This is a genomic window from Nonomuraea sp. NPDC001684 (assembly GCF_053596515.1).
Map to the genome: position 1 here is coordinate 1 of NZ_JBSFGJ010000311.1, position 11,176 is coordinate 11,176.

At 71.5% G+C, this 11,176-nt stretch carries 8 protein-coding genes and 1 pseudogene; 3 read left to right on the forward strand and 6 right to left on the reverse strand.

Annotated elements, in window-relative coordinates:
• The 6 genes from ACWCSD_RS36925 to ACWCSD_RS36950 form a co-directional block, all read right to left on the reverse strand.
• Positions 1–498 (reverse strand): beta-galactosidase (locus ACWCSD_RS36925; protein ID WP_449921940.1); only part of this gene is annotated, 498 nt, incomplete at its 3' end.
• A gap of 21 nt (positions 499–519) precedes the next feature.
• Entirely contained in the window at positions 520–2,865 is a 2,346-nt protein-coding gene (locus tag ACWCSD_RS36930) for a discoidin domain-containing protein (protein ID WP_449921942.1), read from the reverse strand.
• Between the two features lie 20 nt (positions 2,866–2,885).
• A complete protein-coding gene (locus ACWCSD_RS36935; RefSeq protein WP_352360128.1) occupies positions 2,886–3,779 on the reverse strand; it encodes a carbohydrate ABC transporter permease in 894 nt (297 codons plus the stop codon).
• Positions 3,776–4,726, reverse strand: a complete 951-nt coding sequence (locus ACWCSD_RS36940) for a carbohydrate ABC transporter permease (protein WP_364341337.1) — start codon at positions 4,724–4,726, stop codon at positions 3,776–3,778. Before ACWCSD_RS36940 ends, ACWCSD_RS36935 begins: the two co-directional genes overlap by 4 nt.
• Before the next feature lies 1 nt (position 4,727).
• Positions 4,728–6,023: an ABC transporter substrate-binding protein gene (locus ACWCSD_RS36945; RefSeq protein ID WP_449921944.1), complete on the reverse strand. Its 1,296-nt coding sequence runs from the start codon at positions 6,021–6,023 to the stop codon at positions 4,728–4,730.
• A 5-nt stretch (positions 6,024–6,028) separates the two neighbouring features.
• Positions 6,029–7,306, reverse strand: a complete 1,278-nt coding sequence (locus ACWCSD_RS36950) for a Gfo/Idh/MocA family protein (protein ID WP_449921946.1) — start codon at positions 7,304–7,306, stop codon at positions 6,029–6,031.
• A 132-nt stretch (positions 7,307–7,438) separates the two neighbouring features.
• Here ACWCSD_RS36950 and ACWCSD_RS36955 point away from each other — a divergent pair, with 132 nt between their 5' ends.
• From ACWCSD_RS36955 to ACWCSD_RS36965, 3 genes and pseudogenes are all read left to right on the forward strand, one after another.
• On the forward strand, positions 7,439–8,569 hold the full coding sequence (locus ACWCSD_RS36955) for an ROK family transcriptional regulator (RefSeq protein WP_449921947.1): 1,131 nt from the start codon (positions 7,439–7,441) through the stop codon (positions 8,567–8,569).
• Positions 8,570–8,618: 49 nt separating this feature from the next.
• Positions 8,619–10,604 (forward strand): right-handed parallel beta-helix repeat-containing protein, encoded by a 1,986-nt coding sequence (locus ACWCSD_RS36960; protein ID WP_449921948.1) that lies wholly within the window; start codon positions 8,619–8,621, stop codon positions 10,602–10,604.
• Positions 10,605–10,734: 130 nt separating this feature from the next.
• Positions 10,735–11,037, forward strand: a pseudogene (locus tag ACWCSD_RS36965) (DsbA family oxidoreductase); the annotation flags it as partial.
• Positions 11,038–11,176 lie beyond the last annotated feature (139 nt).

Consider the following 11,176-nt stretch of genomic DNA (forward strand, 5'->3'; position numbering starts at 1 on the left):
GTCCAGGCCGCGCTCGCGCAGCCCGTCGGCCAGCCAGGCCAGGTAGCGCCGGTCGGAGCCGTAGGAGCCGTACTCGTTCTCGACCTGGACCATGATCACGTTGCCGCCGCGGGTGACCTGCCGGGCGGCGACGATCGGGATCACCTCGTCGAAGAAGCGCCCGACGTGGCCGAGGAAGGTCTCGTCGTGGCAGCGCAGCGGGGCGTCCCGGTCGGCGAGCAGCCACCAGGGCAGGCCGCCGTTGTCCCATTCCGCGCAGATGTAGGGCCCCGGCCGCACGATCGCCCGCAGCCCCTCCTCGGCCGCCAGGTCCAGGAAGCGGCCCAGGTCGGCCCGGCCGGTGAAGTCGAAGTGGCCGGGCCGCGGCTCGTGCAGGTTCCAGGCCACGTACGTCTCGACGGTGTCCAGGCCCATGGCCCGCAGCATGGCCAGGCGCTGCCGCCACTGCTCCGGAAGGACCCGGAAGTAATGCGTCGCTCCCGACAGCACCTGAGTCATGCCTTCATTCTCCTGATCTGGTCAGCGGGTGACGATCTCGTAGAGGGCGAGGTTGCCCCATTCGAGGTTCGCCTTGTGGACGATCAGCCGGATCTTCTGCGTGGACACCGGCGCGGGCAGCCGCATCGTGCTGGTCTCGACGGTGGCGCTGCTGGACGGCCAGTCGATGAGATGGTGGTCGACCCGGGTGACCCAGGATTCGCCGTCCCAGGTCTGGAGGGAGACGTCCGTGATGCCCTGGCCCCCCGCCCAGGCGGTGTGCAGGGTGACCTCGGAGAAGGTCCGCGGCGTGCGGTAGTCGACGGTGATGTCGCCGGGGAAGGTCACCCCGGTCGAGGCCGAGGCCCACGGCGTGCCGGGGTCGCCGTCGATCAGGTTCTCCAGCGCGGACGCCGACGTGAACGACGAGGTGGCCACCGGCACGCCGCCGGGCGGCAGGTACGGCTCGGCGGCGGCGGGCACGCTCAGCCGCACCTCGCCGATCCGGAAGCGGCCCTCGCCGGTGACGACCAGCCGCACCCGGCGCGTGGTGACCTCCTCGGGCAGCGTCACCGCCTGCTTGGCGCCGCTCGCCCTGGTCTGCCAGGTACGGCCGTCCGCGGAGGTCTGGACGTCGAACACGATGTCCGGCGAGCCGCTCACCTCGACGCGGCCGAAGGTGCGCGGCACGGCGTAGGTCAGGTCGACGGTGCCGGGGAAGCGCGGCTTGGGCACGCTCTGCCAGAAGGTGTCCGGGTCACGGTCGGCCAGCCGCTCCAGCTGGCCCTTGGGCGTGAACGTGCTGCTCGCCTCGGGGAGCGGGACGGCCCGCTGGTAGGCCCCGAGGTCGGGCGCCGCGTCCGGGACGGGCGTGCCGGCCAGGTCGGAGACGGCGGGCACGCTCACGCCCGCGTCGAACACCGGCGAGCCGTCGAGCGGGCGGTAACCGGCCAGGCCGCCGGAGCCGGGCGAGGCCAGCCGGGGGTCGGCCACGATCGCCTCGTGGTCGGGCCCCGTCGGCGGCTGCGGCGTGCCCCAGTACAGGTTGTGGTCGTAGATCGCGCCGTTCTTGCCGTCGAACCCGGCGCCGGCCGCGTTGAGGAACACGTTGTCGCGCACCGTGACGCCCGCGGCGTCGTTGTAGATCCGCACGACCTTGCCCAGGGGATACTTGCCGGCCCCGGCCAGCGGCGGCTTCACCTCGACCACCCGGCCGTCGGCGTAGACGGTGTTGTGGTGGATGTCGGTGCCGTGGGTGGCCGTGGACAGCCCGAACACCTCGTAGCCGTCGCTCTCGCTGACGTTGTAGCGGACCACGGTGTCGCGGGTGGGCGCGCCGGCGAAGGACACCGCGATGAAGAAGCCGCCGTCGTTGTGGTGGCTGTAGTTGTACTGCACGATGCTGCGGTTGTTGTCGGCGTCGGAGTCGAAGCCGTGCCCGTCGGAGCCCGGCCCGTTGAACCCGGTGCCGCTGACCTCGTTGCGCTGGACGACGAGGTCGTCGTTGCCCTGCCACCAGATGCCGACGTTGCCGCCGGTCGGCTTGGTGCGGCCGGTCACCGCCCGCTCGACCTTGTTGCCCTCGACCAGCGCGCCCTTGGTGTGCATCGGGGTGATGCCGCCGCCGGTCACGTCGTGGACGTGGTTGCCGCGGATGGCGACGCCCGTGCTCGGCGTCCAGGCGACCACCTCGCTGTCGGGGATGCCGGTCTCGACCGGGTAGAGGCTGGTCATGCCGTTGCGGCGGGACCAGGTGGACCACATGATGATCCCGTAGGAGCCGATCTTCGAGATCTCGTTGTCCTCGATGACCAGCCGGTCGAACCAGGTCGGCGTCCGGTTGCCCCTGATCGAGATCAGCAGCCCGGCGGTGGCGACGCTGTGGCCGCCGGCGCCGTCCACGTCGTGGATGTCGAGGTTGCGCAGGGTGACGTTCGCCAGCTTGCCGGAGTCCTTGGCGTACAGGTTGACGCCGGTGCGGTAGACGGCCCGGCCGTCGCTGTTGGTCACCTGGAGGCCGTCCACGACGAAGTCGTGCACGTCGGCGATCGTGACGGCGGCGCCGTCGAGCCCGCCGCCCTCGATCAGCGGCTTGGCGCCCTGGCCGTAGGAGCCGACCGTCGCCGGGTCGCCGGGCGCGCCGGCGCCCTTCAGGGTGAGCCGGCCGGTCCAGCGCTGCCCGGCCCGGAACAGCAGCCGGTCGCCGGGGCCGAGCCGCAGCTCGCTCGCCTTGTCCAGGCTCCGCCAGGCGGTGGCCGGGCTCGACCCGTCGGCGGCGTCGTCGCCGGCCGAGGCGTCGACGTAGTAGGTGGTGCCGGTCGCGGCCTGCGCGGGGGTGGCGGCCAGGAGTCCGGCGAACAGCGTTAAAGCGGTGACGATGACGCGCAAGAGCGGGCGTCCTTTCCAGGTCATTTGCCGATACCGGCCGTCATGCCTTCGACGACCCGCCGGCCGAGCCAGATGTAGAGGATGACCATCGGATAGATGAGGATCACGATCCCGGCGAACAGGCCGCCCCAGTCGGAGCTGTACTGCATGGTCGAGTACAGGTTGAGCAGGGCCGCCGGGAGCGTGCGCTCCTCGGGCAGCGGGGTGATGAGCAGGACCAGCAGGGTGGAGTTCCACAGGCCGATCACGTTGAGCACGAGCACGGTGGTCAGGCCCGGCCGGGCCAGCGGCGCGATCACGCGGACGAACGCCGTCAGCGGCCCGGCGCCGTCGAGCTCGGCGGCCTCCTCGACCTCCCTGGGCAGCGACCGGAAGTAGCCGGTCAGGACGAACACCGCGAACGGCAGCGACAGGACGACCTCGAACACCAGCAGCGTGATGCGGTTGTCCCACCAGCCGGTGACCCAGTCCTCCATGAACGTGTAGACCGACAGCTTGGCCACCACGATCGGGATCGCCATGGTCTGCAGCGGGATGCTCAGCCCGACGGCGAAGAACCCGGTGATCGGCCCGGCGATCCGCCGCGACGACCGCGACAGCGCGTAGGCGGCCGGCGCCGCGATCACGACGATGAGGAACGCGCCGAGCGCGGTCAGCACGACGCTGTTGAGCGCGGCGATCGAGAACTGGCCGGCCTGCCAGGCCGAGTCGTAGTTCTCCCAGGCGGGGGAGTCGGGCAGCGCGAACGGGTGCAGCCACACCTCGCCGGAGGACTTCAGCGACTGCAGGCCGACCCAGGCGACCAGGGCCAGGTTGAAGACCACCCACGCCCACAGGGCGACGGCGGTCAGCCGGGGCAGCAGCAGGTCGCCCAGCAGCCGGGCCAGCGGACGCCTCACCGGGACGGTCGTCATGACAGCTCCACGCTCTCTCGGCGGGTGATGCGGCGCACCAGGACGATCAGCACGATGGTGATCAGGGTCACCACCACCCCCATCGCGGCGCCGGACCCCAGTTCGGGCACGCCGCCCCCGGTGATCACCGTGTACTGCTGCACGGCCACGGTCCTGGCCTGCAGCGGCGGGGCGCCGGGCGTGCCGCCGGTGGTGAAGGCGATCACGATCTCGAACACTTTCAGGCTGTTGACCACCCACAACACGGCGGCGACCGCGAACACGTCCCAGGTGAGCGGCAGCGTGATGTGGCGGAACTGCTCCCACTTGGTCGCGCCGCCGAGCACCGCGTCCTCGTACAGGTGGGGCGGGATGCCGTCCACGGCCGACATCATCAGCGCGATGTAGAAGCCGGTGGAGGACCAGACCAGCCCGCCGATGACGCACCGGAAGACCAGGTCGGGGCCGAGCCAGGGGAGCCCGTCGATGCCCGCCCAGCCCAGCACCTGGTTGACGACGCCGCCGGGGTTGAGCAGGAACCCGACCGCGGCGCCGACCGCGATCGCCGAGATGATCATCGGCAGGAAGACGACGGACCGGATGAAGGCCCGTCCCTTCAGGTGGCGCAGCGCCATCATCGACAGGAACGTGATCCCGAAGACCAGCGCGCCGCCCGCGACCGCCAGGAGGAAGGTGTTGGCGAACGACTGCAGGAACGCGTCGTTGCGCAGCAGCGCCTGGTAGTTGCGCAGGCCGCGCCACTCCATCTCGGCGCCAGGACCGGCCCAGCGGTACAGGCTGACCCACACGCCGTAGAAGGAGGGCAGCACGAACAGCAGCGTGTAGAGCACGAGCGCGGGCAGCAGGAAGGGCCAGAAGGCCCGTTCCCGCGCCGGCCGCAGGATCTTGCCGCGGTACGGATCCCGCGACGGGAGCGCCGTCTCCGCAACGAGGGAGCCGTATGCCATGTCAGCCCTTGTTCGCGAGGTAGTCGGCGGTCTTCTTCTTGCCCTGCGCGACGAACTCGGCGGCGTCGATCTTGCCCGCCAGCAGCTGGTCGTCCAGGGGCAGCAGGAGGTCCACCCAGTAGGCCTTGTCGGCGGCCAGGGTGTCGTAGGTCTTGTGCACGGCGGGCGCCTCGGCGATCGCCTTCTGCACGTCGGCGAGGAAGTCGGGGGCGGGGATGTCGGGGCGCGAGGGGATGTTGAGCGCCTCGGTGGAGATGCGGCTCAGGTACTTGCTCTGCAGCGCGAAGGCCAGGAACTCCTTGGCCGTCTCGACGTTCTTGCCCTTGACGTTGACGCCCCAGCCGAGCGCGCCGACCTCGACGGAGTCCTTGCCGCCGGCCGGGAGCTGGAAGGAGCGGATCTTGGCGCCGGGCGGGGTCTTCGCCTTGACCTCGCTGGCCAGCCAGGTGCCGTTGATGTTCAGGGCGGAGTTGCCCTGCGCCCAGTCGTCCTGCGCGGCCGGGTACTTCGTGGCCATGTGGTCCTTCTGGAAGTAGCCGCCCTTGGTGAGCTGCTCGACCTGCTTGGCGGCGGCCAGCACCTCGGGCTTGTCCCAGGCGGCGGCGTCCTTCGACAGCGCCAGCAGGCTGCCGGCGCCGTTGGCGCGGACCAGGGCCGAGTAGAACCAGTAGACGTTGTAGAAGGGGATGGTGCCGTCCTGGCCGATGCCGGTCCGGCCGGCGGCCTTCTCCTTGTCGAGGAAGGCGATCAGGTCCGCCCAGCTGCGCGGCGGGTTGTCGGCCAGCTCGGGGCGCTTGGCGGCGTCGTACCAGACGGCGGTGGAGATCACGGTGTGCGGGAGGAAGCCCAGCCCCTTGTCGTCGGAGGCGGCCTGCCGGACCGAGTCGGGCAGCACGTCGCCGACGGTCTTGCCCTCGCCGGGCACCTGCTTGGTGAGCAGGTCGTCCAGCGGGGCGTTCAGGTTCTGGGCCCGCCAGCCGGGCAGGTTGTCGGTCGCGACGTCGAACAGGTCGGGGCCCTGGCCGGCGGCCATCTCGGTGGGCAGGTTCTCGGTGCCCTTGCGGCCGACGAACTTCGCGTCCACCTTGACGTTGTTCTGCTTGGCGAAGTCGTCCAGAATCGCCTTGAAGATCTTGGCCTGCGGCTCCTGCTCGCCCCAGGAGGAGCGGTAGACGAGGGACTTCTGCTCGGCCTGCCCGGCCGGGCCGCCGCTGTTCTTGTTGCCGCACGCGGTCACACCGAACGCGAGCGCGCCGACCGCCACCAGCGCGGCCGTCCGGGAGAGGGCGTTGGTCATGGTTGTCACCTTTCAAGGGGGGAGGGCTCGGCGAGAGTGATCACCGTGCCGGACAGGCGGGCGCGCTCGGCCGCCCAGACCACGCGGTGCGTGGCCAAACTCTCGTGACCGCTGGAACGGATCATCGCCGGGTCGCCGCAGGCCACGGCGTCGAGGAAGGCGTCCATCAGGCCGTCGTCGCCGCCTCCGTGGCCGCCGGCCATCGAGGCCCCGGCGCCGGTCCGGGTGTCGATCTCGGTGATCCGGTCGGTGAGGAAGTCGTGCAGGCGCAGGCGCACGCCGTCGCCCTCGATGGAGCCGTGCGTGCCGAAGATCCGGGTCTTGCGGTGCTCCAGGGCGGCGAAGGCGGTGACGGTGAACGAGGCGGTGGCGCCGTCGGCGAACTCCAGGTTCACCACCTGGCTGTCGACCACGTCGTTGTCGCAGGCGAACACGCACCTGCCGTACGGGCCCTCGCGCAGCGCGGTCAGCACGCCCCGCTCCGTGTGGTCGGCGGTGACCGCCGACAGCGGCCACCACTCCTTGTCCGGGTCGCCCAGGCAGCCCAGGTAGAGCCGCTTGGCCGAGTACGGGCAGGTGGCCTCCACCGGGCAGTCGAGGCAGTTGGCCGTGGCGCCGGCCGGGGTCCGCTCCTCGCGGAAATAGACGAGATCGCCGAAGGAGGACACCCGGTGCGGCAGACTGCCCTTGATGTAGGCCATCCAGTCGAGGTCGTGGCAGGCCTTGGCCAGCAGCAGCGGAGCCGACTCCGCCTCGTTGCGCCAGTTCCCGCGGACGAAGGAGTGCGCCTGGTGCCACCAGCCGACCTGCTCCAGGTGCTGGATGTTCATGATCTGGCCGACGGCGCCCCGGTCGACGAGCGCCTTGAGGGCCCGCGTGTAGTCGGTGTACCGCATGACGTGGCAGACGGCCAGGATGACCCCGTTGCGCTCGGCGGCCTCGGTGATGCGCGCGGCCTCCTCCTCGGTCGGGGCCATCGGCTTCTCCAGCAGGATGTGGTAGCCGAGGTCGGCCGCGGCGACGGCGGGCTCGGCGTGCATCCGGTCCTGGGTGCCGATGATCATGGCGTCGGCCAGCCGGCCCGCCGCGACGAGGTCGGCCCAGTCGGCGAAGACGTTGCCGGGCGCGATGCCGTGCTCGGCGGCGAAGGCGGCGCGGCGTCGCGGATCAGGCTCGGCGACGGCCACGATCCTCGCGCGGCCGGTCGTCAGGGCCCGGCGGGCGTACAGCGTGCTCCGCAGCCCCGCGCCCGCGACGGCGAGCGTGACGACGGGTTCCGACATCGATGTCCTTCCGGTTTGCCACTTAGTAATTAAAGCTGTTTTTATTAGTCCTTGTTTGTATTGGTCGCCAGGCAGCACTGTCAAGGGGGGTCCATGCGGAAGGTCGCGCTCCAAGGAAGCGACGCACATCGCTTGCGGCGGATCAACATGATCGCGACGCTGCGGGCGATCCGCGCGGCGGGCGTCGTCCCGCTCACCGACCTGGCCCGCCGCGCCGGGCTGTCCAGGCCGACCGTGGAGGGCCTGGTCGAGGAGCTGCACGGACACGGATGGCTGGAGGAGGTCGCCCCCGAGGCCGGCCAGATGGGCCGCCCGGCCCGCCTCTACCGGTTCCGGGCCACGACCGGCTACGTCGTCGGCGTCGACATCGGCTCCTCCAGCGTCCGCGCCCAGGTGACCGACCTGGAGGGCGAGCCCGTCGGCCTCGGCTTCACCCGCGTGCAGGCCGACTACGGCAGGGCCGAGCGGCTGGCGGCCGTCCGCGCGACGATGGCGGCCGCGCTGGGGGAGGCTGGCGTCACCGCCGACCAGGTGTTGTCGGTGGCCGTGGGCACCACCGGCGTGGTGAGCCCGTCCGGGACGGTCCGCCTGTGTGTGGGGCTGCCCGAGTGGACGGGCCTGGACCTGGCGGCGGAGGTGGGCCGCGACTACCGCTGCCGGATCCTGGTGGAGAACGACTGCAACCTGGCCGCCCTGGCCGAACGGTGGGCCGGGGTGGCCCGCGAGGTGGACGACGTGGTGTTCGTGCTGTCGGGCGTGCGCACCGGCGCCGGCATCCTGGTGCGCGGCGAGCTGCACCGCGGCGGGCGCGGCATGGCGGGCGAGATCGGCGCGCTGCACCTGGTCGGCTGGCACCGCGCCCCGGACCACCTGGCGCACTTCGCCCCCGGCGCCGCGCCGGAGGAGGTGGCCGGGCTGGTCTTCGCCGCGGCCAGGGACGGCGACCCCGCCGCCCGGTGGGCGGTCGAGCAGTACGCGCACGACCTGGCCGAGGGCATCGCCGCCATCGTGCTGACCGTGGACCCCGACCTGGTGGTGGTGGGCGGCGGCGTCTCGCGCTCGGGCGACGTGCTCATGGAGCCGCTGCGCCGGCACCTGGACCCGCTCTGCCTCGAACCGCCCGCCCTGGAGATCTCCACCCTCGCCGACCAGGCCGTCGTGCTCGGCGCCGTACGGCACGCGCTCAACCACGTGGACGAGCTTCTCTACGACGTGGATCTCCCTCTTGACCTGACCCTCTTCAGGCAAGATATTAAACCTTGATTAATTAGTAACTCGGGCGCCCGACCGTCACCTCTCCCCAGGAGTTGCCGTGTTCCGAGTTCTCTTACCGTGCGCCGCGCTGGTCCTGACCTTCGTGGCCGCGCCCGCCCCGGCCTACGCCGCCACCTCCTACTACGTCGACCCCGCAGGGAACGACGCGGCCGACGGGCACTCACCGTCCACCGCGTGGCGGACCCTGGACAAGGTCAACGCCCAGACCTTCCAGCCCGGCGACACCGTCCGCTTCAAGGCGGGCGGGCAGTGGACCGGACGGCTCGCGCCGCGCGGCTCGGGCTCGGCCGGCAGCCCGGTCACCTTCACCTCCTACGGCGCCGGCGCCCGGCCGTCCATCGCCGGCGGCGGCGTCGTGGACGCGGCCGTCAAGCTCGCCGACCTGCACGACGTCGTCCTGGACGGCTTCGAGGTGACCAACACCGGGTCGGGGAGCACGCCGCGCATCGGCATCGCGGTCACCGCGACCGACCTCGGCGCCGTCCCCCGGATCACCGTGCGCGGCAACTACGTGCACGCCATCCAGGGCGCCGCCTCCGGCTCGCAGTCCTCCAACCCGTCGGCGGGCGGGATCATCGTCAGCGCGCTGGGCAAGAACACCGCCACCTACTACCAGGACCTGCTCATCGAGGGCAACGAGGTCGCCGACTCCCGCTCGTACGGGATCGTCACCTGGTCGCAGTGGATGCAGCGCGAAGGCTGGACGAACCTGTGGAGCGACCTCATGGGCATCCCCGCCGCCGACTACCGGCCCTGGACGCCGAGCACGGGCGTCGTCGTCCGCGGCAACGACGTGCACGACATCTCGGCGGGCGGCATCACCGTCATGCAGGCCCAGGGCGCGCTCATCGAACGCAACCGGGTCGCCAGAACCGCCCAGAACCACGGCAACGTCGGCATCTGGTGGGCCGGGGCCGACGACACCGTCGTCCAGTTCAACGAGGTGTCCGGGACGAAGTACTGGGGCCTGGCCAGCGACGGCAACGCCTTCGACGCCGACGCCTCCGTCCACCGCAGCCTGGTCCAGTACAACTTCAGCCACGACAACGAGGGCGGCTTCTTCATCGCCGTCTCGACCGGCACCGGACCGGCCGAGGCCACTATCCGCTACAACGTCAGCCAGAACGACGCCAACCAGGTCTTCGCCTTCTCCACCAACACCAGGAACATCGACGCCTACAACAACACCATCTGGGTCCCGCTGACGCCGTTCATCCAGAACCATCCGGACCGGGCCTCGTTCAGCCTGGTGAAGGTGTGGAGCAGCTCGGTGAGCAACGTCCGGCTGCGCTACAACGTCATCCACAACGGCGCCAACCTGCCCTACAACGACGGCGGCGCCGTGCAGTACGACCGCAACCTCTACTGGTCCGGGCCGGTGCCCGGCGGCGACCGGGCGGCCCTGTCCGGCAACCCGCTGCTGACCGCCCCTGGCGCCGCCACCACGCTCGCCGACCTGTCCGGCTACCTCCCGACGGCGTCGTCCCCGGTCCTGCGGCAGGGCCTGGAGATCGCCTCCGACGGCGGCCGCGACGTCTCCGGCACGGCCCTGCCCTCGGGCATGCCCGACCTCGGCGCCGTCCAGCGGACGGCGGGCGCGGGCCGGTCCGAGCCGGCCGCGACCGTGACCACCTCCTTCGGCGACGGCCAGAGCACCACCCCCGCCGCCCTCACCGACGGCTGGGACTACACGACCTGGGCCAGCCCGTCCTCCGGCGTCACCTATCCGGGCACGATCACGCTCACCTTCCCCAACCCCAGGACGGTCGGCGAGGTCGTGCTGGCCACCCACTTCGGCCAGGGCCAGGGCATCACCTCCCTCGACGTCCAGACCTGGGACGGCTCGGCCTGGGTGACCCGGACGGCCGGCGCGGCGATCAGCTGGGCGAGCAACACCGCCACGGTCGAGCGGCGGTCGGTGCCGCTGCCCGCGCCGGTCACCACCACCCAGGTGCGCCTGGTCGTCAAGGCCGCCAACCACACCTGGGGCAACCTGTCCGCCAGCGAGATCACGACCCGCTGAGCCCGTCCCCCCATCGAGGCCGCGCCGGGACTCCCGGCGCGGCCTCCGCCGCCGGGTTGACCTCAAGCGCGGTTGAGATTGCACGATGTCCTGGCCCCCCGACCGCTTCCCCGATCAGGACAGGACGTTCATGAAGCTCGAGATCTACGCCGACGTGCTGTGCCCCTGGTGCTACATCGGCAAGCGGCGCCTGTCCCGCGCGCTGGCCGGGCACCCCGCCCGCGACGGCGTCGAGGTCGTCTGGCGCAGCCACGAACTCGCGCCCGACGAGGGCCGCACCCCCGGCCCGACCGCCGCCGAGGCCATGGCGGGCTGGTGGGGGGAGCAGGCTCCCGCCCGCGTCGCCCACATCCGGGAGGTGGGCGCGGCCGAGGGCCTGGAGCTGAACCTGCACCTGGCCCGGCCGGTGAACACCTTCGACGCCCACCGGCTGGTCAAGCTGGCCGCCGCCCGCGGCCGGGCCGAGGAGATGCTGGAGGCGCTGCTGCACGCGCGACCGCCGGACGTCTTGCCCTCACCACCACCGTGCGGGTGGTCAACGGGGTTCATGGCGACACCACGGACGGTCGGGC